22 protein-coding genes are annotated in these 21,563 nt (G+C 65.1%); 7 read left to right on the plus strand and 15 right to left on the minus strand.

Annotation, left to right across the window (positions count from 1 at the left end):
- Positions 1-11: 11 nt before the first annotated feature.
- From gloA to TSA66_RS15290, 3 genes are all read right to left on the minus strand, one after another.
- Positions 12-548 (minus strand): lactoylglutathione lyase, encoded by a 537-nt coding sequence (gene gloA / locus TSA66_RS15280; RefSeq protein ID WP_040040609.1) that lies wholly within the window; start codon positions 546-548, stop codon positions 12-14.
- 131 nt (positions 549-679) lie between these two features.
- A complete protein-coding gene (ribA, locus tag TSA66_RS15285) occupies positions 680-1,351 on the minus strand; it encodes a GTP cyclohydrolase II (protein ID WP_052452359.1) in 672 nt (223 codons plus the stop codon).
- 58 nt (positions 1,352-1,409) lie between these two features.
- Positions 1,410-2,003, minus strand: a complete 594-nt coding sequence (locus tag TSA66_RS15290; RefSeq protein WP_040040610.1) for a TetR/AcrR family transcriptional regulator — start codon at positions 2,001-2,003, stop codon at positions 1,410-1,412.
- A gap of 347 nt (positions 2,004-2,350) precedes the next feature.
- On the opposite strand from TSA66_RS15290, the gene ftsH reads away from it, so the two are divergent.
- Positions 2,351-4,153: an ATP-dependent zinc metalloprotease FtsH gene (ftsH, locus tag TSA66_RS15295; RefSeq protein ID WP_084200018.1), complete on the plus strand. Its 1,803-nt coding sequence runs from the start codon at positions 2,351-2,353 to the stop codon at positions 4,151-4,153.
- A 58-nt stretch (positions 4,154-4,211) separates the two neighbouring features.
- On the opposite strand, the gene rtcA is transcribed toward ftsH, so the two are convergent.
- From rtcA to TSA66_RS15320, 5 genes are all read right to left on the minus strand, one after another.
- On the minus strand, positions 4,212-5,231 hold the full coding sequence (rtcA, locus tag TSA66_RS15300; RefSeq protein ID WP_040040611.1) for an RNA 3'-terminal phosphate cyclase: 1,020 nt from the start codon (positions 5,229-5,231) through the stop codon (positions 4,212-4,214).
- Positions 5,232-5,263: 32 nt separating this feature from the next.
- Positions 5,264-6,496, minus strand: a complete 1,233-nt coding sequence (locus TSA66_RS15305) for an RtcB family protein (protein ID WP_040040612.1) — start codon at positions 6,494-6,496, stop codon at positions 5,264-5,266.
- Between the two features lie 82 nt (positions 6,497-6,578).
- Entirely contained in the window at positions 6,579-6,959 is a 381-nt protein-coding gene (locus TSA66_RS15310) for a nucleotide pyrophosphohydrolase (RefSeq protein ID WP_040040613.1), read from the minus strand.
- A 46-nt stretch (positions 6,960-7,005) separates the two neighbouring features.
- On the minus strand, positions 7,006-9,456 hold the full coding sequence (locus TSA66_RS26285; RefSeq protein WP_084199644.1) for an alpha/beta hydrolase fold domain-containing protein: 2,451 nt from the start codon (positions 9,454-9,456) through the stop codon (positions 7,006-7,008).
- Positions 9,453-10,316 (minus strand): SDR family NAD(P)-dependent oxidoreductase, encoded by an 864-nt coding sequence (locus tag TSA66_RS15320; protein WP_052452360.1) that lies wholly within the window; start codon positions 10,314-10,316, stop codon positions 9,453-9,455. Before TSA66_RS15320 ends, TSA66_RS26285 begins: the two co-directional genes overlap by 4 nt.
- Before the next feature lie 140 nt (positions 10,317-10,456).
- On the opposite strand from TSA66_RS15320, the gene TSA66_RS15325 reads away from it, so the two are divergent.
- Positions 10,457-11,080 (plus strand): TetR/AcrR family transcriptional regulator, encoded by a 624-nt coding sequence (locus TSA66_RS15325; protein WP_052452361.1) that lies wholly within the window; start codon positions 10,457-10,459, stop codon positions 11,078-11,080.
- A gap of 68 nt (positions 11,081-11,148) precedes the next feature.
- Positions 11,149-11,388, plus strand: coding sequence for a hypothetical protein (locus tag TSA66_RS15330; RefSeq protein ID WP_040040614.1), 240 nt, complete (start codon positions 11,149-11,151; stop codon positions 11,386-11,388).
- Positions 11,389-11,402: 14 nt separating this feature from the next.
- On the opposite strand, the gene TSA66_RS15335 is transcribed toward TSA66_RS15330, so the two are convergent.
- A complete protein-coding gene (locus TSA66_RS15335; protein ID WP_040040615.1) occupies positions 11,403-11,987 on the minus strand; it encodes a chromate transporter in 585 nt (194 codons plus the stop codon).
- Positions 11,984-12,559, minus strand: a complete 576-nt coding sequence (locus tag TSA66_RS15340) for a chromate transporter (protein WP_040040616.1) — start codon at positions 12,557-12,559, stop codon at positions 11,984-11,986. Before TSA66_RS15340 ends, TSA66_RS15335 begins: the two co-directional genes overlap by 4 nt.
- 204 nt (positions 12,560-12,763) lie before the next feature.
- Between TSA66_RS15340 and TSA66_RS15345 the strand changes: the two genes are divergently transcribed.
- Positions 12,764-13,393, plus strand: a complete 630-nt coding sequence (locus TSA66_RS15345) for an FABP family protein (protein WP_040040617.1) — start codon at positions 12,764-12,766, stop codon at positions 13,391-13,393.
- 37 nt (positions 13,394-13,430) lie between these two features.
- Here TSA66_RS15345 and TSA66_RS15350 read toward each other — a convergent pair whose 3' ends face one another.
- From TSA66_RS15350 to TSA66_RS15360, 3 genes are read right to left on the minus strand one after another with little or no spacing between them, the layout of a single operon-like run.
- A complete protein-coding gene (locus tag TSA66_RS15350; RefSeq protein WP_040040618.1) occupies positions 13,431-15,017 on the minus strand; it encodes a catalase in 1,587 nt (528 codons plus the stop codon).
- 54 nt (positions 15,018-15,071) lie between these two features.
- Positions 15,072-15,470: a YciI family protein gene (locus tag TSA66_RS15355; protein ID WP_084199646.1), complete on the minus strand. Its 399-nt coding sequence runs from the start codon at positions 15,468-15,470 to the stop codon at positions 15,072-15,074.
- Positions 15,471-15,488: 18 nt separating this feature from the next.
- On the minus strand, positions 15,489-16,472 hold the full coding sequence (locus TSA66_RS15360) for a quinone oxidoreductase family protein (RefSeq protein WP_040040619.1): 984 nt from the start codon (positions 16,470-16,472) through the stop codon (positions 15,489-15,491).
- 120 nt (positions 16,473-16,592) lie between these two features.
- Between TSA66_RS15360 and TSA66_RS15365 the strand changes: the two genes are divergently transcribed.
- The 3 genes from TSA66_RS15365 (at position 16,593) to TSA66_RS15375 (ending at position 19,175) form a co-directional block, all read left to right on the plus strand.
- The gene (locus TSA66_RS15365) at positions 16,593-17,450 is read left to right on the plus strand and encodes a LysR family transcriptional regulator (RefSeq protein WP_040042648.1); all 858 of its coding nucleotides are present in this window, start codon (positions 16,593-16,595) and stop codon (positions 17,448-17,450) included.
- Positions 17,451-17,550: 100 nt separating this feature from the next.
- On the plus strand, positions 17,551-18,201 hold the full coding sequence (locus tag TSA66_RS15370) for a lytic transglycosylase domain-containing protein (protein WP_052452362.1): 651 nt from the start codon (positions 17,551-17,553) through the stop codon (positions 18,199-18,201).
- 116 nt (positions 18,202-18,317) lie between these two features.
- Positions 18,318-19,175, plus strand: coding sequence for an NYN domain-containing protein (locus tag TSA66_RS15375; RefSeq protein WP_040040620.1), 858 nt, complete (start codon positions 18,318-18,320; stop codon positions 19,173-19,175).
- 22 nt (positions 19,176-19,197) lie between these two features.
- Here the strand turns inward: TSA66_RS15375 and TSA66_RS15380 are convergent, their stop codons facing one another.
- Positions 19,198-20,283 carry a fatty acid desaturase family protein gene (locus TSA66_RS15380; protein WP_040040621.1) on the minus strand — a complete coding sequence of 362 codons (1,086 nt, stop codon included), beginning with the start codon at positions 20,281-20,283 and terminating at the stop codon, positions 19,198-19,200.
- A gap of 30 nt (positions 20,284-20,313) precedes the next feature.
- Complete coding sequence (locus TSA66_RS15385; protein WP_052452363.1) at positions 20,314-21,438, minus strand: ferredoxin reductase; 1,125 nt, start codon at positions 21,436-21,438, stop codon at positions 20,314-20,316.
- Positions 21,439-21,563 lie beyond the last annotated feature (125 nt).

The following is a 21,563-nucleotide window of genomic DNA, read 5'->3' on the forward strand; positions in this document are numbered from 1 at the left end:
TCTTTCAACGATCAGCTGCGGCCGAGCCCGGTCAGCAGGTCCGGCTGGACGATTTCGATCCAGTATCCATCCGGGTCCTTGATGAAGGCGACATCCTTCATCTTGCCCTGCTCGGGGCGCTTGACGAACGCGACCTGGTTGTTGTCGAACCAGCGCACGGCGGCTGCCAGGTCCGGTACCGAAAAACAGATATGGCCGAAGCCCTGCGGCTGGGCGTTGCCGTCGTGGTAGCGGAAATCGGGATCGTTTTCAGTGCCCCAGTTATGGGTGAGCTCCAGGATGCCGCGCTGGCTGAAGGTCCAGGCGGTACGCTCGCCCGCCTCGTCCGGTGCAGCGGCGTCGTCATCCTTCATCAGGAAGTACAGCGAAAACTTCATTTCCGGGAAATCGAGCTTGCGCAGCACGCGCATGCCGAGCACGCCGGTGTAAAACGCGAGCGACACGGCCGGGTCCTTGACGCGCAGCATGCTGTGATTCAGCACGAAGCCGCGTGTGGCGGCGGGCATTTCGGCGCGCACGCCCGGGTGCGATTCTGTGGTGAAAGTCATCGTGAAAGATTCCTTGCAAATGAGTACGGGTCGCTTCGCTGTCAGACTGCGCAGCGACGAAAAAATGCCCGGCAGCGCGACCGCCGGGGCATGTCGCGCTGCCGGCCAAGGCAGCCATGCGCTGCTGCGCGTTACTCCGGGTTTTCCTCTTCGCCCGGCAGCGGGATCCAGTGGCCGAGCCGCGCCGCCTTGGTGCCAAGATAGCGCTCGTTGAACGGGTTGCGGTTGACGATGAGCGGCATGCGTTGCGCCACCGGGATGTGCGCGTCCTCCAGCGCCTTCATCTTGCGCGGATTGTTGGTCATCAGCTTGAGCGACTTGATGCCGAGCTGTTCCAGCATCGGCTTGACCAGCCGGTAGTCGCGCATGTCGGGCGCAAAGCCGAGCGCATGGTTGGCCTCGACCGTGTCGGCGCCGGCTTCCTGCAATTGGTACGCCCGGATCTTGTTGACCAGGCCGATGCCGCGCCCTTCCTGGCGTAGGTAGAGCACTGCGCCGCGGCCTTCCGCGGCGATGCGCTGCAGCGCCGTTTCCAGCTGCGCGCCGCAGTCGCAGCGCTGGCTGAAGAGCGCGTCGCCGGTCAGGCATTCGGAATGGATGCGCGCGAGCACCGGCTCGTCGCCACCGAGCTCGCCCAGCGTGATCGCCAGGTGTTCCTTGCCGGTAGCCTGCTCGACGAACGCATGCAGCGCGAACGTCGCCCAGGGCGTCGGCAGCTGGCACGGCGGGATGTACTGCAATTCGGTTTGCGCGTCCGCCGCTTGGTCGGACGTCGGAGTCGGCAGCGTGTCCAGTTCGTTCATGTCAAAGTGCCCATGGTGTAAAAGTGTTGATGAAGCCAAAGTCAATCCGGTCGCGGCTTCAGTGCCGGATACCCAGCAATGCGTATGTTGCGTCCAGCGCATCCTCCAGCGGCTGGCGCGTGCGGTGCACCTTGCCGAGGACGGTCGCGCCCAGCCACATCTGGTACAGCACCTGCGCAGTCTTTTGCGCGTCCAGCGCCGGCGCGATGGAGCCTTCCGCGATCCCGCGCCCGATGCAGGTCGCCAGCACGGCGGTCACGCGCGACGTGCCTTGCTGCAATGTGGCGCGCATCGTGTCCGACAGGTCGGCGACTTCGGCACCGAGCTTGACGACGACGCACTTGCCTTCGACCTCATGGCAGGACTGGGTGTCGATCCATTCCTTGAAAAAGCGCAACAGCTGCGCGCTCGCCGGCGCAGCGCCGGCCCGCAGCGCCAGCTCCAGGCGCGCCAGATACCTGTCGAAGTAATCCTGCAACAGCGTATTGCCGAAATCTTCCTTCGACTTGAAATAGTGATAGAAAGAACCTTTCGGCACGCCGGCCGATGTCAGGATTTCATTCAGGCCGACGGCGGCAAAACCCTTGCCGAGGATGATGGCGCGCGCCGTATTGAGAATATGCTGCCGGGTGTCGGGGAATTCCTTGTCCATGCAGCGCAGTATAGCAGGATTAGACCGGTCGTCTAGAAAGGCCGGATTTGCTGTGGGGCCATATTGCACCGAACGGTGCGGCAGGGGGCAGAGAGAAGCCGTTGCAGGGTTCCTATTGCACCATATCGCCACCATATTCCGCTTCTTCCTGTTTTTTCGAAGTAACCATGCGAGAGCAATCGGTTAATTCAAGCTCTTGTAACGCGTAAAATGGCCCCAAATTCTAGGCAAGCGCCTTTTCTTTCGGGGAAAGGCAATCTCCTCCGCGGTCTACCAAAGGAATCCTGGTGAATCCCAAGCACATCCGTCTCATTCTCTCCGCAGTCGCTGCATTTCTCCTTTTTTCCATGCTCAGCCAGCAGTTTCATCTGGGCGGGCAAGATACCTCCACATCGATCGCGTACTCGGACTTTTTGAGCCAAGTGAAGGCGAAATCGATTCGCGAGGTGGTCATCGAAGGCACCCGCGTTTCTGCGGAGACGACCGATGGCAAGAAGCTGACGACGAACACGACGCTGCTCGACCGCGGCCTCGTCAACGACCTGATCGGCAACGGCATCAAATTCGACGTGCGCAATCCGGAAGGCCCGTCCTTCCTTTCGCAGATCTTCGTGTCATGGTTCCCGATGCTGCTGCTGATCGGCGTCTGGGTATGGTTCATGAAGCGCCAGCAGGGCGGCAAGGGCGGCATGTTTTCGTTCGGTAAATCGAAGGCGCGCTTGCAGGATGCGGGCTCCAACACCATCACCTTCGCCGATGTGGCCGGCTGCGAAGAGGCGCGTGAAGAGGTCGACGAGATCGTCGAATTCTTGCGCGAGCCGCGCAAGTTTCAGCAGCTTGGCGGCCATGTGCCCAAGGGCGTGCTGCTGGTCGGCCCGCCGGGAACCGGCAAGACGCTGCTCGCACGCGCGATGGCCGGCGAAGCGGGCGTGCCGTTTTTCACCATCTCCGGCTCGGACTTTGTCGAAATGTTTGTCGGCGTGGGCGCTTCGCGTGTGCGCGACTTGTTCGAAACGGCCAAGAAACATGCGCCTTGCATCATCTTCATCGACGAAATCGACGCGGTCGGCCGCGCCCGGGGCACGGGCATGGGTGGCGGCAACGACGAGCGCGAGCAGACGCTGAACCAGATGCTGGTCGAAATGGACGGCTTCGAGCCGAATTCCGGCATCATCGTCGTCGCCGCGACCAATCGTGCCGACGTGCTGGACAAGGCGCTGTTACGGCCGGGCCGCTTCGACCGCCAGGTGATGGTCGGCTTGCCGGACATTCGCGGCCGCGAAAAGATCCTGCAAGTTCACATGCGCAAGGTGCCGATCTCGCCCGATGTGCGGCCCGACCTCCTCGCGCGCGGCACGCCCGGCTTTTCCGGTGCCGAATTAGCCAACCTGGTCAACGAAGCGGCATTGTTCGCCGCCCGGCGCAACAAGCGGGTGGTGGACATGCAGGATTTCGAGGATGCGAAGGACAAGATCATCATGGGCCCGGAGCGCAAGTCGGCCGTCATGCGCGAGGAAGAGCGCCGCAACACCGCGTACCACGAGTCCGGTCATGCGGTGGTGGCCAAGCTGCTGCCCAAGGCCGACCCCGTGCACAAGGTCACCATCATGCCGCGCGGTTATGCGCTTGGCCTGACCTGGCAACTGCCCGAGCATGATCGCGTGAACATGTACAAGGACAAGATGCTCGAAGATATCGCCATCCTGTTCGGCGGACGCATTGCCGAAGAAATGTTCATGCACCAGCAGTCGACGGGCGCATCGAACGACTTCGAGCGCGCGACCAAGCTGGCACGGGCGATGGTGACCCGTTTCGGCATGTCCGAGACGCTGGGCACGATGGTGTATACGGACGAGCAGGACGGCTTTGGCATGAGTTCGCGTACGGTGTCCGAAGAAACCCAGCAGAAGGTGGACGATGAAATCCGCCGTATCCTTGACGGCCAGTATGCACTGGCGCGTCAGCTGCTCGAGGATAATCAGGACAAAGTCGAGGTGATGGCGCAGGCGCTGCTTGATTGGGAAACGCTGGATGCGGACCAGGTGGACGACATCATGGCCGGCAGCGCGCCGCGTGCCCCCAAGTACCAGACCGAAAGGAAGCACACCCGTGGCGGTGGCGCGGGACCGGTCGTGCCGGCGGTGGCATAACTGCGCCGGTTGCCGCCCTCCTTGCCGGCCATGCTGTACAGCAGGCCGTGAAGCATGGCTATGCCGGATGGACGCTGCAGACATGGATGCCGGCCTGTTCGTCGAAGGCGAAGTGCACCGGCAGGAACGCTGATATCACATCTGCATTGGTCCGGGTGTGCTGTGACACCTGGATGGTGGTGAAGCGTCCGCCGCCGGCCAGCGCAAGCGGAATCATGAGCTGGTCGGCCAGATGTTCGCCGACGGCGGCATCGCCGCGCAGGTAGTGCTGCGCCTCCCGGATAGCCTGCAGCGCAACCTCTTCGGCGCGACGCCTTTTCTCGCCGATGGCGCTGAACACCTCGGTGACATGGCGGTATTCCAGCGTGATCAGCAGCGCGTTGCCCGGCCCCTGGTCGGGCGGCGCGGCGATCGCCCGCAGCTGTGCGTCGCTCCATCCCATTGCGCGGCGTACGCAGTCGAGCTCGCGCTGTGCGACCTGGGGCGGAATGCCAGCCACGATGCTTTCCGCATACTGCGCCACCGGTTCGCCGCGCTGCATCAGCTCGACCGGCTGCAAGCGGGAACAGGGCTGTATCTGCGCCCACAGTTCACCGCCGCCGGCGGGATAGAAGCCGAAGCGGCGCACCCGCAGCTCCACGCATGCACCCATTAGAACAAGCAAGCGCGCGTAGGCGCGCTGCAGGAATTGCGCAGGCGGCGCCATCGGATTGTGCGTGCCGCCAATGACGCGCACCGTTGACGGCCTATCCGCGTGCCACAGCGCCGGCAGCAGTGTTTGCAGTACCAGCGTGCTGCTGCCGGCAGTGCCAATGTCGAAATCGTAATGCCCGCCGGTGATTCTGCCCGGCGCAAACTCGAGCGTGCGCGAGCCGACCGCCATGTCGCCAAGATCGGCGCCACACACGCGTGCGGCTGCCTGCACCGCCACCAGGTGCTGGCGCCGCAGGCCCGGCTGCGTGCGGTTGGCGCGGATATGGACAATGCGAAAAGGGCGCCCGGTGATCATGGACAGTGTCAGCGCGGTGCGCAGGATCTGGCCGCCGCCTTCGCCTTGCGAGCCATCCAGTTCGATCATGGCGCTTGTCTCGACGTCAGCCCATCATGCCGTCAGCCCTTCACGCACACCACCTGCTTCAAGGTATGCACCACTTCCACCAGGTCCTGCTGCGCCTGCATCACCGCGTCGATATCCTTGTATGCCATCGGGATTTCATCGATCACGCCGGCATCCTTGCGGCATTCGACGCCTTGTGTCGCCCGGACCTGGTCGTCGACCGTGTAGCGCCGTTTCGCTTCGCTGCGGCTCATGGTGCGGCCGGCGCCGTGGCTGCAGCTGTGGAAGCTGTCCGGGTTGCCCTTGCCGCGCACGATGTAGCTTTTCGCGCCCATCGAGCCGGGGATGATGCCTAGCTCGCCGGCGCGCGCCGACACCGCGCCCTTGCGCGTGACAAGCACTTCGCGGCCGAAATGCGTTTCCTTCTGCACGTAGTTGTGATGGCAGTTGACCGCTTCCACGTGCGCGTCGAACGGTTTGGCGATCACGCCGCGCACGGCGGCCACGAGGTTCTGCATCATCACCTTGCGATTCATGCGCGCGAACTTCTGCGCCCAGCCGACCGCCTGCACATAGTCGTCGTAGTGCCGCGTTCCTTCCGACAGGTACGCGAGATCCTGGTCCGGCAGGTTGACCTGGTGCACGCGCATGTCTTGCCGGGCCAGCTCGATGAAGTGGGAGCCGATCGCATTGCCCACGCCGCGCGAGCCGGAATGCAGCATCAGCCACACGAAGCCGGCCTCGTCCAGGCAGATCTCGACGAAATGGTTGCCGCTGCCGAGCGTGCCGAGGTGGCGGTAGTTGTTGGTGTGCCTGAGCTTCGGCGTCTTGGCGCAGATGACGTCGAATTCCTCCTTCAGTTGCGCCCAGGCGGCGTCCACCGAGCGCGGCGGCGCGTCCCACGAACCCTCGTCGCCGCCCTTGCGTCTGCGGCCTTTCGACAGGCCGTGCGGGATTGCGCGCTCGATCGCACCGCGCAGCTTGCCGAGGTTGTCCGGCAGGTCGCGCGCGGTCAGCGTGGTCCTGGCCGCCATCATGCCGCAACCGATGTCGACGCCGACGGCGGCCGGAATGATGGCGCCGACGGTCGGGATCACGCTGCCGATGGTCGAGCCCTTGCCGAGATGCACATCCGGCATTGCCGCGATGTGCTTGTAAATGAAGGGCATCTGCGCGGTATTGGCCAGCTGGCGCTTCGCCGCCTCTTCCACCGGCACCCCGCGGGTCCACATCTTGACCGGCCGTCCACCGTCGACGGCCAGCACATCGTATTGCTCGTGCTTCATGATTTTCTTTCAAGCGGCATCAGATTGCTTCATGCAATAGACCGCCATTCGCGCCATAAATTGCATGGCGCGCCGGCCCTCGTCAGTCTTGCGCGTCGCGCGCCTGGTGCTTGAGTTCGGTGTATTTCTTCGCCGAGCCGTACGACTGCTCGACTGGATAGCGCAGCGCGTTCTTCCGGATCTTGTCCTGCGCTGCCGCGATCAGGTCGAAGCCGTTGTCTTCCGCAATCAGCAGCAGGTAATGCAGCACGTCGGCGCATTCTTCGCGCAGCTGCTGCCGGAATTTTTCCTCCGACTGCAGCGCTGCCAGCTCGGCGTCGCTCTTCCATTGCGTCAGCTCCAGCAGCTCGGCGGCTTCCAGGTTGAGGGAAATGATGAGGTTTTTCAGCGTGTGGAACTGCTTCCAGTTCCGCTCGTCGCGGAACCGGATCAGCAAGTCCCTGATCGTGTTGAGGTCGGACATCGGGCGCGCCTGGCGAATGCGGGGCTGCCAGTATAGCGCCGCGCTGTCAATTCCCGCGCAGGGCGGCCGGTCGTGCGGCCTCCTCGGCCCGGGGCGCTGCGCCGGCATGGCCGAAGCGGTAGTCCGGCAGGCGCACCCGCTTCATGCGCGCCCAGTACGAGAATGTGAACCCCGGCCACAGCGTGACATTCTTTCCGCTGGCATCCAGGTACCAGCTCTTGCAGCCTGTGGCCCACACCGTCTTGTGCATGCGCTGCTGCAGCCGCGCATTGAATTGTGCCTGCGCCTGCTGATCCACCTCGATCGAGGTCATGCCGTTTTTGTGCATGAGCTTCAGGCATTTCATCGCGTGGTTGATCTGCTGCTCGGCCATGAACACGACCGAATTGTGGCCAAGGCCGGTGTTCGGCCCCAGCAGCATGAACAGGTTGGGGTAGCCGGCCGCCATCAGGCCGCAATATGCCTGCACGCCGCCGCGCCAGGCATCGTTCAGGTCGACGCCGCCGCGCCCGACGAAACGCACCGGCGAAAGCAGGTCGGTGACGCGAAACCCGGTGCCGTAGATGATGGCGTCGGCCGCATGCCTGACGCCACGGCTGTCGACGATGCCGTCGTCGGTGACTTCGGCGATGGCGTCGGTGACGACGGCGACATTCGGCCGCGCCAGCGCCGGGTAGTAATCGTTCGACAGCAGGATGCGCTTGCAGCCGATGGTGTAGCGCGGCGTGAGCTTGTCGCGCAGCGCCGGGTCAGCGATGTGCTTGGCGATATGCTTGCGGCCCATCTTTTCGGCCAGCGCCATCAGTTTCGGATGCAGGAAGGCCAGCCCGCCCAGTTCCTGCCGCCAATACACAAAGCTGCGGAACAGGCCCATGGCGCCGGGCACGCGGCGCAGAATCGCCTGCGCGCGCCGGCCGATCGGATGGTCCATCTTCGGCAGCACCCACGCGGGCGTGCGCTGGAACAACGTCAGTTGCGCGGCGCGGGATGCGATCTGCGGCACGAACTGGATGGCGCTGGCGCCGGTGCCGATGACCGTCACGCGCTTGCCGGAAAAGTCATATCCGTGGTCCCACTCGGCCGAGTGAAACGCCACGCCGCGAAAACGCTCGATGCCGGGCAGTTGCGGGTAGGCCGGGCGATGCAATGCGCCCATGGCCGACACCACGATGCGCGCCGTCAGTAACCTGCCGTCGGCGGTACGCACGCGCCACAGATCGCTCGTCTCGTCGAATACCGCGTCCCGCATTTCGGCACCGAAGCAGATATGCGGCGCAAGCCGATACTTGTCGACGCAATGCTTCAGGTAGGCGAGGATTTCGGCCTGGCCGGAATACATGCGGCTCCAGTCGGCCTTGCGCTCGAATGAAAACGAATACATGTGCGACGGCACGTCGCATGCGCACCCCGGATAGGTGTTCTCGCGCCAGGTGCCGCCGATCTTGGTCGACTTTTCCAGCAGCAGGAAGGAGGCGATACCGGCCTGCTTGAGCCTGATCGCCATGCCCAGGCCGGAGAACCCGGTGCCGATGATGAGCGCATCGAAGTCCGGCCGCGCCGCATTGCCGGCGCTAGTGACCGCAGACGTGCGCGGACCGTCGGCGGCGAAGGCTGCCGTCTTTTTCAGGAAGACCGTCGCGGCTGCGAGCGATTCGCGCCCCTCCGGGATCAGCCAGTGGAACAGCTGCCACACATGCGGCACCGCCGGCCACAGGCGCAGGTCGACGGCTACGCCGGCCGCCTGCGCGCGCTGCGCCAGCTCGGTCGAATCGTCGCGCAAGACTTCGTCGGTGCCGACGTGGATCAACAGCGGCGGCAGGCCGCGCAGGTCGGCGCGCACCGGCGACGCCAGCGGCGAGCGCGGGTCGGCGCCGGCCAGATAAGCTTCGGCCGCCAGCGGCATGCGTTCGCCGATGAACATCGCGCAACGGCTGCTGTTGTGCATGCGCGAGGGCAGGGTGTTTTCCATGTCGGTCAGCGGCGAGAACAGGGCGGCCGCCGCCGGCATCGGCATGCGGTCGTCGCGCAGGCGCAGCAGCAGCGCCAGCGCCAGGCCGCCGCCGGCCGAATCGCCCGCCACCATCAGTCGCGTCGGGTCGCATCCGGCGCTCAGCAGCGCCGCGTACACCGATTCCGCATCCTCGATGGCGGCCGGGAACGGGAACTCGGGTGCCAGGCGGTAGTCCGGCACGAACACGCGCATGCCCTGCCGCGCAAAGAACGTCGTGACGGCGCGGTGGGTGCGCGGCGAACACGCAAAGTAGCCGCCGCCGTGCAGGTACAGCAGCGTGATGCTGCCGCTGCCGGCGCGCGACTCGACCCATTCTCCGGGCACGCCGCCCAGCGTGTGCGGTGTGACGATGACGTCCTTCGGGGTACGGTAGAGCACGCCACCCAGCACGCGGCGCGCGCTGGTGGCATCGGCGCACGTCGCCAGCCGGCGCTTGAATGTCTTGCGCAGCATCGCGCTGACGAAGCGTGCCTGCCAGCTGCTCATGACGGCCTCTTTTCATTGAGCGGGACCGGCGCGTTGGTCAGGCCGTGCGTTTCGAACAGGCGCCTGATGAGCGCCCAGTAGCCCAGCGGCGCCAGGCGCGACAGCCAGTCGAGCACGCGCGCATCCGGCCCGATCAGGATGCGCGGCGCGCGCCGCTCGATGCCGCGCACGATGCACAGCGCCGCCTGCTCGGGCGTGGTGCGCACCTCGCTGAAGAACTTGTCCGCCAGCTGCTGCGCCTCGCTGTCGCTGAACTGCGCGGTGCGCCGCGCCCGGTGCGCGATGCGCGTCTTGATGCCGCCCGGGTGCACCACCGACACGGTGAGCGCGCTGCCCGCCAGCTCGTGGCGCAGCGCATCGGTAAAGCCGCGCACGGCAAACTTGCTGGCGCAGTAGGGCCCTTGCCCGGCCGGCGCCACCAGGCCGAACACGCTCGACAGGTTCACCAGGTGCGATTGCGCCTCGCGCCGCAAAAGCGGCAGGAACGCCTTGGTGGTGCGCACCACGCCCCAGAAGTTGATGTCCATGAGCCATTCGATTTCTTCCAGCGCGAGCTGCTCGACGTTGCCCATCAGCGCCACGCCAGCGTTATTGATCAACAGGTTGACGCGCCCATGCTGGGCCAGGACGGACGCGGGCAGTGCGGCGACGGCGGCCGCGTCGGCAATGTCGAGCGGGTGCTCGCTCACGCGCACGCCAAGCGCGCGCACCGACTGCGCGGTGTGCGCCAGCTGCTGCGCATCGCGGTCCGCCAGCGCGACATGGCAGCCGCGGCGCCCCAGTTCGTGCGCCAGCGCGGCACCGATGCCGTGCGCCGCGCCAGTGACGACGGCAACGCTGTTCTTCAATTCGAATGCCATGCTGCTCCTCCGTCCATTTCAAATGGAAACATTTTTCTGCGGCTTGCCCGCGCAGCGTGCAACAATGACTTGCGCTGCGCCAGAATCTTTAGCGGGATTCAGTGTAAGGTGAATACCTTAGGATCATCAAAAGGATAATCATGACCTCAGAGGCCCTCAATACGCGCGAGCGAATTCTCGCAACATGTTTGCGCTTGTTCAATGAGTCCAACCCGGCGGCCGTCACCACCGCCGAAATCGCGCGCACCGTCGGCATCAACGAAGGCAACTTGTATTACTACTTCCGCAAGAAGGAAGACATCCTGGTCGCGCTGTTCGAGCAATTCGAGGCGGCGCTCGATGACGTGGCCAACGCGCCGCCGGCGGCGCACGATCTCGGGCCCGGCTATCTGGAGAAGTGGTTCAACCTGATGTGGGAGTGGCGCTTCTTTTACCGCGACACGGCCGCCATCAAGCGCATGGCGCCCGCGCTGCACGGCAAGGGCATGGCGCTGGCCGAGCGCGGGCAGGCCGACGTGCGGCGCGCGCTGCAGCAGATGGCCGACGCTGGCTTGCTCAAGGCGTCGCGCGGCGAGATCGAGCGGCTGGTGGTCAATGCCTGGATCGTGTCGAGCTACTGGCTGGACTACCTGCATTCGCGCCACAACGTCGAACGGGTCACGCGCGAGCACATCGGCTGGGGCTTTGCGCAAGTCATGAGCCTGTTCGAGCCGTATGCCGCCCGCACGACGGCAGCCGGCACGGCTCAAAAGAAATCGGCCTGAAGCCAGCGTACGCCGGCACCGGGGATTACACTATCGGGCCGACCGCCGCATGCCGCAAAGGAGTCTTCATGGCAACAACGATCACGCACAGAAACGTCCACATCGTCACGCTCGCCGCCGGTGAAACGATCGCCGACCAGTGCCGGCCGGGCGATATTGCCCTGGTGCAGGAAGGCGACGGCTGGTGGACCAATTTCGTCGGCGATGACGGCGCCGTCGACAGCTACGATGCGCCCTTCGACTCGTACAACGAAGCGCTGTGGGCGGCCAAGGCTGCCGCCGAATTCGGCGGCGGACTGGAGGAGTAAGCCGGCAGGGCCGTTCAGACGAAGCCGAACGCTCCCAACAGCGCGCCCGCGCCCAGCATCCACAGCAGGTGCAGGCGGGTGCGCCAGATGAGCAGGGTGACGGCAATCGTCAGCAGCCACTGGCGCCAGTTTTCCAGCGGATTGCCGTTGGCGCTGGCGAGAATCCAGCCGGTGGCAATCAGCAGCGCGACCACGATGGGCGCCATGCCCTGCTTGAAGGCGCGCACTGCGCGCAGGTCGCGGTTGCGCTGGCCCCAGCGCGCGGCGAGGTAGGTCAGCGTGGTGCTGGGAATCAGGATGCCGGCCATGGTTGCGCATACGCCGAGCAGCCCGTACCAGATGCCGCCGGCATTCATGCCGACGTTCCAGCCCATGAGCGCGACGAACAGCACGTTCGGGCCCGGCGCGGCCTGCGCGATCGCCACCGATGCATTGAACTGCGCGTCGGTGAGCCAGCGCTGCTCGCTCACCAGGTAGCGGTGCATTTCCGGCACCGTGGTAATGGCGCCGCCCACCGCCAAGAGCGACAGCGACAGGTAATGCAGGAAGAGGTGGAGCCAGTCGCTCCAGCCCAGGGAAAGGTGCAGCGTCTCGTTCATGGCGCCAGCTTCCGGTAGGCCAGCACGCAGGCGCCGCCGCCCAGCACCAGCAGCACGTACACGAGCGGCAAGCGCAGCAGCGCGATGGCCACCAGCGACAGGGTGAAAAAGACCAGGCAGGCAGCCATGCCGAGCACATTCTTCTTCAACGCGCCGAACAGCTTGAAGCCGGTGGCCGCGATCAGGCCGGCCGCCACCGAGCCCATGCCGCGCAGCGCGCCCGCCATGGCCGGGTGGGCCGCGTAGCGCGCGTACACCAGCGCCACCAGCAGCAGCACCGCCAGCGGCACCAGCAGCATGCCGGCCAACGCGGCCATGGCGCCGCGCAGACCGAAATGGCGCGCGCCGATCATCAGCGAAATATTCACCACGTTCGGCCCCGGCATGATCTGCGCCACCGCCCAGTCTTCCAGAAATTCTTCCTGCGTCAGCCAGCGGCGGCGCTCGACCAGCTCGCGCTGCACGATGGCCAGCACGCCGCCGAAGCCTTGCAGGGCAAGCAGCGTGAAGGCGACAAAGAGATGGGCAGGAGAGCGCGGGGCGGGGTGATCCGCGTCGGAACCGGGATTCATGGCGATGACAATACGTTAAGCCGCGGCCGGGCAGGGCCAGGACCGGGAATAAAAGATGCTTAAGGGAAATTGAGCCAAACAGCCTAACATATTTTGTCGGATTTATTGCGCCGCGAGCGCGGCGTAGGACGCTTGAGCAAAGGCAATCTTTTGCCTCTACAATCGCCTTACTACCGATTCCTGGCCTGACTTTCAAGCGATACCATGAACGATTTTCCCGAAGATATCTTTACCGAACCGTCCCAGATCGACGTCAACACTCTGCACAATCTGGGCCCCTTGCGCGGCATGGCCGGCGTGTGGCAGGGCACGCGCGGGCTGGATGTCAAGCCCAAGGCGGACGGCCCGCGCAAGCAAGCCTTTATCGAACGCATCGAGCTGCAGCCGATCGATCCGGTCACCAACGGGCCGCAACTGTTTTACGGCCTGCGTTATCACACCCATGTGACCAAGCCGGACCAGGTGAAGACCTATCACGACCAGGTCGGCTACTGGCTGTGGGAACCGGCCACCGGCACCGTGATCCAGACGCTGGCGATCCCGCGCGGGCAAATTGCCATGGCCAGCGGCAGCGCGCAGGCGGACGCCACCAGCTTCGAACTGGTCGCGCGCAAGGAATCGGACAACTGGGGCATCCGTTCCAACCCCTTCCTCGACTACGCGTTCAACACCGTGGAATACCGCATCAAGGTGACGATCAATGCCGACGGCAGCTGGTCGTACGACGAAGATACGGTGATGATGATCCGCGGCAAGGACGAGCCGTTCCACCATACCGATCGCAATACCCTCATCAAGCTGGCGGAACCCACGCCCAATCCGCTGGCCCGCTGAGCCGCGGGCCAACCGGTAGCCGTTAAGCCGGTAGCCGTTACTTGGCAGGCGCGGCTTCCTCGACCTTGCCGCTGGTGTAGGTCGTCGCCGCGCGTCGTTCATGCGGCGCCGGCTTGCCCGGCAGCGGCGGCAGCGCCTTGGCTTTTTCGAGGTCGATGCCGGCGGTTTGCGCCACGCGCCGGCCGTAGTCTTCATCGCAATGCCACAGGTGCCACACCATGCGCAGCTGGATCGGCTCCGGGCATTGGCGCAGGTCGCCGCCGATGTTGGCGATCAGCTCATCGCGTTCCCAATCCTGGAAGCTGCGGTAGCGCTCGCCGGCCTGCCGGTAGTCGTCTGCGGTGCGCGAGGTCTGGTAGCGCCCGAGGTGGCCTTCGACCCACTGGTGATATTCCTTGTCTGGCCTGGGTGCTTCCTGCAGACCGCCGACGGTGCTCGGCTCGTAGTTAATGTGCTTGTTGCCGGCATCCGCGTCGACGTAATACGCCATCTGGCCATCGCGCTGGTTGGTGTGCGCCTGCGCCTTTTCCTGCGGCGCGTTGACCGGCAGCTGCAGGTAGTTCGGGCCGACGCGGTAGCGCTGCGTGTCGGAATACGACAGCGTGCGCCCCTGCAGCATCTTGTCGTCCGAAAAATCCACGCCGTCGACCAAGACGCCGGTGCCGAAGGCCGATTGTTCCGTCTCGGTGAACACGTTGTCGGGATTGCGGTCGAGCACCATCCGGCCCACCGGCAGCAGCGGAAACTGGTCTTCCGGCCAGCGCTTGGTATCGTCCAGCGGGTCGAAGTCGAGCTCCGGATGATCGCCGTCGGCCATCAGCTGCACGCAGAATTCCCACTCCGGAAAGTCGCCGCGCGCGATCGCGTCGTACAAGTCTTTCGTCGCATGGCCGGTGTCGTGCGTCTGGATGTCGGCGGCCTGGGCCGCGGTCAGGTTGCGCACGCCCTGCTTGGGCCGCCAGTGGAATTTCACCAGGTGCGCCATGCCCTGGTCGTTGACCAGCTTGTAGGTATTGACGCCGGCGCCTTCCATTTCGCGGTAGTTGGCTGGAATGCCCCAAGGGCTTTTCACCCATGTCACCATGTGCAGCGTCTCCGGCGACTGCGACACGAAATCGTAGAAGCGCCACGGCTCCTGGCGGTTGGTCACCGGATCCGGCTTGAAGGCGTGGATCATGTCGGGGAACTTGATCGCGTCGCGGATGAAAAAGATTTTCAGGTTGTTGCCGACCAAGTCCCAGTTGCCGTCGACAGTTTTCAGCTTCACTGCAAAGCCGCGCGGGTCGCGTGCGGTTTCCGGCGAATCCTTGCCGCCGATGACCGTCGAGAAGCGCACGAAGACCGGGGTGCGTACGCCGGTCTGGGTGAGCACCTTTGCGCGCGTGTACTTGGAGGCCGGCTCGTTGCCGATCTTGCCGTACGCTTTGAAATAACCGTGCGCGCCGGTGCCGCGCGCATGCACCACGCGTTCCGGGATGCGCTCGCGGTCGAAGTGCGTGATCTTTTCGATGAACTGGTAGTTTTCCAGCGTGGCCGGGCCGCGTTCGCCCACCGAGCGCAGCGACTGGTTATCGCTGACAGGATGGCCTTGGCGGGTGGTAAGGGTCGGGCGCTTGTCGCTCATGACATTCCTTTCGAAGGCGAGAGGGAAGTCATATTGACAAGCCAGGCCTGTTTTCTATCCCGGCGCGGGATTGGCAGTTTGGATGGGGACGATAGCTTGCAATTCCGAAACTGCCTCGGCGCGAGAAGGCGATGGCGTCGCCACCCCGGCCTCGCTTGCCTGGGGCGCCAGCGTGGCCGGCACGTCCGCGTGGCGCAGCGTCGGCATCCACGCGACGATGTCGTAGTCGGCCACGCCCGCCTGCCGGAACGGATCGTCCGCCAGCCATCCGGCCACATCTTCGCGTGAGCCTGCGCGCGCCAGTATCGCGCCGCCGATGCGCGGCTCCTGCCGCCCCGACAGCAGGAAATGTCCCGCAGCATAATGTTGTTCAAGAAAGGCGCGGTGGGCATCGAGATGCCGGTCCACCTCGTCCAGGGCAGCGCGGTAGCGCAGCAGAATCAGGTAAAGCATGGTGTTCTCCTTTCCCAGTTATGGCCGCAACAACAGCGAGCCGGTCGTCTCGCCGGCTTCCAGCATGCGATGCGCCTGCGCCGCTTGCGCCAGCGTCAGCTCCTTGCCGATCATGATCTTCATTCCCGCCGACAAGTGTGCGAGCGTGGCGGCGGCGCCTTCGCGGTAGCGCTGCGCATCGCTCATGAAGCGCATCACGCCGGGACGCGCCAGCGCAATCGAACGGGACGGGCCGAGCAGCGCCGGATCAAGCGGCGCGACGGCGCCCGCGACCTGACCGACGCTGGCCGCCATGCCATATGCGCGCACCGCTTCCAGCGTGCGCAACAAGGTTTCGCCGCCGATGCCGTCGATGGCGTAATGCACGCCCGCGCCTTGGGTGAAGTCCTTCGCTGCGGCGACGAAGTCTTCTTCCCGGTACAGCACGGCGCGGTCCAGCCCGTGGGACAGGGCCAAGTCCGCCTTGGCGCGGCTGCCCACCGTGCCGATCACGCGCGCGCCCAGCGACTTGGCCCACTGCAGCAGCACCAGGCCGAGGCCGCCCGCGGCGGCATGCAGCAGCACGGTGTCTCCCGGCTGCAGGCTGCGCACATGGGCGAACAGCATGTGCGCAGTCATTCCCCGCAACATCGCCCCCGCGGCTTGTTCGGCCGTGATGCCGTCGGGCAGAGCAACAACGCGCTGGGCCGGAAGATTGCGCGCCGTGGCATAGGCGCCGACCACGCCGGCGTAGGCGACCCGCTGCCCGACCGTCAGCGCCTCGACCCCGGCGCCGATGGCTTCGATCACGCCGGCGCCTTCGACGCCCAATACCGCCGGCAGCGCCGGCAGGGGATAGAGTCCGGTGCGGTGGTAGATATCGACGAAGTTGACGCCGACGGCCGATTGCCGCACGCGGACTTCGCCCGGCCCCGGCAGCGGCAGTTCGGCCTGCTGCACGCGCAGGGCGGATGCGTCGCCGCAGGCATGGATGGCGACTTGTTGTACCAGCGATTTGCTCATGATGACTCCGGAAGTGAAGATTGCGTTGCCAGCTTATCAAGTGCAAAATTGCTCGAAAATAGAAATGCGTGAACAATTATTGTGCAAAAATTCGCAGATGACCCGAGCCACCCGGATGCGCTGCGCTGGGATGACGTGCGCTACTTCCTGGAACTGGCGCGCCAGGGCAGCCTGAGCGCCGCTGCGCGCAGCCTCGCGGTCGAGCACACCACGGTGGCGCGGCGCGTCGCGGCGCTGGAAAAACGGATCGGCATCCGCCTGTTCGACCGATTGCCCAAGAGCTGGTCGCTGACGCAGGATGGCGAGCAATTGCTGCAGCATGCGTACCGCATCGAAGAGGAAGCGCTCGCCTTCAGCCGCGCCACCGCCGGCGCGAGTAGCCTGCGCGGCACGGTGCGCCTGTCCGCGCCGCCGGTGTTCGGTAGCCATTTCCTGGTGCCGCGCCTGGCCGCCGTCAGGCGCCAGTGGCCGGGCATTGCCATCGACCTGGCCGGCGAATCGCGCGAGGCCAATTTGTACCGACGCGAAGCCGACCTGGCGCTGCGCCTGTCGCGTCCCGAGGCGCCCGGCCTTGCCGCGCGCCCGCTGGCGCAGATCGGCTACGGCTTGTATGGCGCCAGCGGCTGGATCGGCCGCGCCTCGCAGGAATGGGAATTTGTCGGCTACAACGACAGCCTGCGTGAGACGCCGCAGCAGCAGTGGCTGGAAAAGGTCGCCGGCGCGCGCCCCTTCGTTCTGCGCTCCAACGACCTGGCCGCCCTCTACCAGGCTTGCCGCGCCGGCCTTGGCATCGCCGTACTGCCGCACTTCCTGGCGCGCGACGACCCCGCGCTGGTCGCGCTGGCCGAATACCCCTGCCCGGTCGCCCGCCAGCTCTGGCTGGTGGTGCATCCCGACGTGCGCCGTTCACCCCGTGTCAAGGCGGTGGCCGATGCGCTGGTCACGCTGTTTCGCGAGAGCGCCGCAGTACTGGCGTAGCCCCGGCGGGGCATGCGCCGCAGCGTACCAGTGCAACAACGTCATTGCTTGCAGGAAACCTTGCCATGGGCGTATCGTACGCCTACACAGGGAGGATGCAATGGATTCCACGCGGGTGGAAAGCAACAGATTGGCGCGGTGCTTCATGCTGGGCATGGCGTTATGCGCCGCCGGTTTGGCCTGGGCCGACGAGGCCAGGATTTACCGCTCGTACGACGCTTCCGGGCGGCCCACGTTTTCCGACCGCCCGCTCAACCGGACCTCGCAGGTGTTTGCCGTATTCGACGGCAACCGGCTGTGGCCGCGCGCCGGCGGCACGCCGGTGACCACGGCGCAGCTGTCGGCGCGGCGCAGCGCGTTCGACCCGCTGGTGCGGCGCGTGGCGCAAGCACATGGCGTGCACGCGGCCCTGCTCAAGGCCGTCATCGAAGTCGAGTCCGGTTTCAATGCGCGCGCGCGTTCGCCCAAGGGCGCCATCGGCCTGATGCAGGTGATGCCGACCACCGCCGCGCGCTACGGGCAGTACGACCTGTACGCGCCGGAACAGAACGTCGAAGTCGGCGCGCGCTACCTGCGCGACTTGCTGTCGATGTTCGGCGGGAATGTGCAGCTCGCGGTAGCGGCCTACAACGCCGGCGAGAATGCGGTGATCCGGCATGGCCGGCGCATCCCGCCCTATCAGGAAACGCAGCGCTACGTGCCGATGGTGCTGGAGCGCTATCACCGCTTCCAGTCGCCCTCGCTCAACTGATCCGGATGCCCGCCGGGGGCGCCAGCGCCGGCGAAACAGTGTACCCTTGCCAACCATCGACACCCGCAGCGCGGCATTTCCCCGCACGCGCCGCAAGAGACAAAAAGGAGTAACCGATGGCGGCACAATTCGAGATCACCAGCATGGCGCTGTTCTGCGACTTCGAGAACATCGCATTGGGCGTGCGCGACGCCAAGTACGCGCATTTCGACATTCGCCGCGTGCTCGAGCGCCTGCTGCTCAAGGGCAGCATCGTGGTCAAGAAAGCCTATTGCGACTGGGAGCGCTACAAGGATTTCAAGGCGCCGATGCACGAAGCGGCCTTCGAGCTGATCGAGATCCCGCATGTGCGCCAGTCGGGCAAGAACTCGGCCGACATCCGCATGGTCGTCGACGCGCTCGACCTGTGCTACACCAAGTCGCATGTCGACTGCTTCGTCATCATCAGCGGCGACTCCGACTTTTCACCGCTGGTATCGAAGTTGCGCGAGAACAACAAGTACGTGATCGGCATCGGCGTCAAGGATTCTACTTCCGACCTGCTGGCCGCCAACTGCGACGAATTCATTTTCTACGACGACCTGGTGCGCGAGCAGAAACCCAAGCGCAAGCCGGCCGAAAAGAAGGCTGCAGCCAAGAAGCCCGCGAACGGCGCCTCGGCCAAGGCGCCGGCACAGAAGAGCGAGGATAAGAGCGAGGACAAGACGGACGAGGACCGCCGCCAGGACGCGCTCGACTTCGCCGTCGGGACGGTCGAGGCTTTGATCGCGGAGCGCGGCGAGGATGAAAAGATCTGGGGCTCGATGGTCAAGCAGACCATGAAGCGCCGGCGCCCCGGATTTTCCGAATCGGCTTACGGCTACCGCTCGTTCAAGGAACTGATGGAAGACGCGCAAAAGCACGGCTTGCTGCAGATTATCCGCGACGAGAAGACCGGCCAGTACAAGGTGCGGCTGGCCGCCGGCGAGGAGTGACGCCGGCGTCGCGCCGTTCCGGTCACGCCGACGGCATGGCCGCCGGCTTCGGCGCCCGGGCATGCGCCAGGATGCGCCTGATCACCGTCAGGTACTGCCTGGACAGGCTGCCGGTGTTGTAGTGCAGGCCGTACTTGCGGCACAGCGCTGCGAGCTGCGGCGCAACTTGCGGGTAGCGATGCGCCGGCATGTCGGGGAACAGGTGATGCTCGATCTGGTGGCTCAGGTGGCCGCTCATGATATGGAACAGGCGCCCGCCGGTCAGGTTGCTCGACCCGGTCAGCTGCCGGATGTACCAGTCGCCGCGCGTTTCATGGCGCGTGTCCTCTTCGCGGTAGATCGCCACGCCGTCGGTGAAGTGGCCGCAGAAAATGATCAGGTACGCCCACAGGTTGCGGATCAGGTTGGCCGTGAAATTGCCTGCCAATACGCGCGGCGCGCTCCATAGCGCCAGCGCCGGAAACAGCAGGTAATCCTTGAACCACTGCTTGCCGACCTTGGCAAGGAAGCGCTCCAGCCGCGACTTGAATTCCGGCTTGCTCATCTTGCCGTACTTGTAGCGCCCGATCTCGAGGTCGTGCGAGCCGACCGCGTACTGGAAGCCCAGCGCCAGCAGCAGGTTGGCCAGCGGCTGGAAGCGGTGGCGCGGCTTCCAGCGCTGGGCGTCGGACATGCGCAGCAGCGAATAGCCGATATCCCTGTCCTTGCCGAGAATGCCGGTGTGGGTGTGGTGCACCACGTTATGCGAGTGGCGCCATTGCTCGCCGTCGCAGGCGATATCCCACTCGAAGGTTTGCGAATGCAGCGCCGGGTCGCCGCACCAGTCGTACTGGCCATGCATGACGTTGTGGCCGATTTCCATGTTGTCGAGGATTTTGGCATTGGCCAGCGCCAGCACGCCGGCGACCCAGCTGAGCGGCCCGACGCCGAAATGCAGCAAGGCGCGCCCGCCGATTTCGCTGGCACGGGCAATCCGGATCATCTTGCGGATATGGTCGACATCCTGCTGGCCCAGGTCGTTCATGACGGCATTGCGGATCGCATCGACCTCGGCCTCGAATGCCGCGACTTGTTCGCGCGACAGCGCAACGGGCTTGGAAAGCTGCATGGCGTGTTCCTTTTCTGCGGGTATGAAAGTTCAAAGATCGAGCACGAGGTCAGAGCGTGCGGCGGAAATGCACAGGCGGATCTGTTCGTCGGGCGCGCCAGACACCTCGCCGGTCTGCAGGTTCTCGACGCTGCCCGACGCCTTCGTGCATTGGCACGAGTGGCAGATGCCGATGCGGCATCCATACTTGGGCGACAGCCCGGCGCGCTCGGCCTGCAGCAGCAGGGGGGCGCTGCCGCGCGCGACGAACTGCTTTCCGCTGGCGCGCAGGCGCACGGTCGACGCGACATCCGGCCCGCTGGCCAGGCGCAAGGGCGCGGCTGAAAAACGTTCGCTATGCAGCGGCGCCAGAAAATGCTCGCTTGTCCAGAGCGCCTGGACGGCGTCCATCATGCCGGTTGGCCCGCACATCCAGGTCGCATGCTTGCTCAGTTCGCGCATGTGGGCGCGCAGGGACGCGGCCTGCCAGCGGCCGGACTGCTCGCTGAAATGCGTCACCAGCCGCAGCGCCGGCCAGGTCTTGGCGAGCGCCTGCAGCTGCTGCGAGAAGATGAACTGCCGCGCATTCCTGCACACGTGGTAGAACACCACGTCGCCGCGGTACATGCGGGAACGCAGCTCGCCCAGCAAGGCCATCATCGGCGTGATGCCGCTGCCGGCCGACAGCAGCAGGATCTTGGGCGGCAAGCGGGCTGGCAACACGAATTCTCCGGCCGCCTGGCTCAACGTGAGCACCGTGCCGTGCTTGACGGCGTCATGCAGGTAGGGCGACACCAGACCGCCGTCCTGGCGCTTGACCGTGATCGCCAGGCGCCGCGCGCCGGGCGGCGAAGACAGGCTGTAGGCGCGCTCGCGCCGGCGTCCGTCGATTTCCACCTGCACCCGCACGAACTGGCCGGCCCGCGCGCCGAGCCACAATGCATTGGGGCGCATCACGAACGTCCGGGTGTCGGGCGTCTCGTCGATGACGCGGACCACGCGGGCACGGACCGACGACAAGGACAGCATCGGGTGCAGCGCGCGCAGCGCGTCTTCGACTGCGGCAAGTCCGACCACGGAGGCGATCCACGGATGCTGCAGCGACGTTTTCAATGCGCTGGCCGCCGCGTGCGGCCATGTTCGCGCAGCAGGCGCGGTATTCGGTAAGACGGGCATGAGATTTTCCTTGGGATAGGCCAACGCAACAGGTCTGGCGTATTGTGTACATTTGTACACTCAAAGTCTATTAATATTTAGACATCTAGAGGCACTTCTCAGGATGCTCTCAAGTAAAATTGCGG

It is taken from the genome of Noviherbaspirillum autotrophicum (assembly GCF_000818395.1).
GTDB lineage: Bacteria > Pseudomonadota > Gammaproteobacteria > Burkholderiales > Burkholderiaceae_D > Noviherbaspirillum > Noviherbaspirillum autotrophicum.

What these genes read in the sequence shown, in the direction of transcription:
- TSA66_RS15310 (WP_040040613.1), bottom strand. Translation starts at nt 6,959, where the DNA reads ATGTCCGACCTCAACACGATCAGGGACTTGCTGATCCGGTTCCGCGAC.
- TSA66_RS15380 (WP_040040621.1), bottom strand. Translation starts at nt 20,283, where the DNA reads ATGCAGCTTTCCAAGCCCGTTGCGCTGTCGCGCGAACAAGTCGCGGCA.
- TSA66_RS15330 (WP_040040614.1), top strand. Translation starts at nt 11,149, where the DNA reads ATGGCAACAACGATCACGCACAGAAACGTCCACATCGTCACGCTCGCC.
- TSA66_RS15350 (WP_040040618.1), bottom strand. Translation starts at nt 15,017, where the DNA reads ATGAGCGACAAGCGCCCGACCCTTACCACCCGCCAAGGCCATCCTGTC.
- gloA (WP_040040609.1), bottom strand. Translation starts at nt 548, where the DNA reads ATGACTTTCACCACAGAATCGCACCCGGGCGTGCGCGCCGAAATGCCC.
- TSA66_RS15340 (WP_040040616.1), bottom strand. Translation starts at nt 12,559, where the DNA reads ATGAATCCCGGTTCCGACGCGGATCACCCCGCCCCGCGCTCTCCTGCC.
- TSA66_RS15335 (WP_040040615.1), bottom strand. Translation starts at nt 11,987, where the DNA reads ATGAACGAGACGCTGCACCTTTCCCTGGGCTGGAGCGACTGGCTCCAC.
- rtcA (WP_040040611.1), bottom strand. Translation starts at nt 5,231, where the DNA reads ATGATCGAACTGGATGGCTCGCAAGGCGAAGGCGGCGGCCAGATCCTG.
- TSA66_RS15290 (WP_040040610.1), bottom strand. Translation starts at nt 2,003, where the DNA reads ATGGACAAGGAATTCCCCGACACCCGGCAGCATATTCTCAATACGGCG.
- TSA66_RS15305 (WP_040040612.1), bottom strand. Translation starts at nt 6,496, where the DNA reads ATGAAGCACGAGCAATACGATGTGCTGGCCGTCGACGGTGGACGGCCG.
- TSA66_RS26285 (WP_084199644.1), bottom strand. Translation starts at nt 9,456, where the DNA reads ATGAGCAGCTGGCAGGCACGCTTCGTCAGCGCGATGCTGCGCAAGACA.
- ftsH (WP_084200018.1), top strand. Translation starts at nt 2,351, where the DNA reads ATGCTCAGCCAGCAGTTTCATCTGGGCGGGCAAGATACCTCCACATCG.
- TSA66_RS15370 (WP_052452362.1), top strand. Translation starts at nt 17,551, where the DNA reads ATGGATTCCACGCGGGTGGAAAGCAACAGATTGGCGCGGTGCTTCATG.
- TSA66_RS15320 (WP_052452360.1), bottom strand. Translation starts at nt 10,316, where the DNA reads ATGGCATTCGAATTGAAGAACAGCGTTGCCGTCGTCACTGGCGCGGCG.
- TSA66_RS15355 (WP_084199646.1), bottom strand. Translation starts at nt 15,470, where the DNA reads ATGCTTTACCTGATTCTGCTGCGCTACCGCGCTGCCCTGGACGAGGTG.
- TSA66_RS15345 (WP_040040617.1), top strand. Translation starts at nt 12,764, where the DNA reads ATGAACGATTTTCCCGAAGATATCTTTACCGAACCGTCCCAGATCGAC.
- TSA66_RS15360 (WP_040040619.1), bottom strand. Translation starts at nt 16,472, where the DNA reads ATGAGCAAATCGCTGGTACAACAAGTCGCCATCCATGCCTGCGGCGAC.
- TSA66_RS15375 (WP_040040620.1), top strand. Translation starts at nt 18,318, where the DNA reads ATGGCGGCACAATTCGAGATCACCAGCATGGCGCTGTTCTGCGACTTC.
- TSA66_RS15385 (WP_052452363.1), bottom strand. Translation starts at nt 21,438, where the DNA reads ATGCCCGTCTTACCGAATACCGCGCCTGCTGCGCGAACATGGCCGCAC.
- ribA (WP_052452359.1), bottom strand. Translation starts at nt 1,351, where the DNA reads ATGAACGAACTGGACACGCTGCCGACTCCGACGTCCGACCAAGCGGCG.
- TSA66_RS15325 (WP_052452361.1), top strand. Translation starts at nt 10,457, where the DNA reads ATGACCTCAGAGGCCCTCAATACGCGCGAGCGAATTCTCGCAACATGT.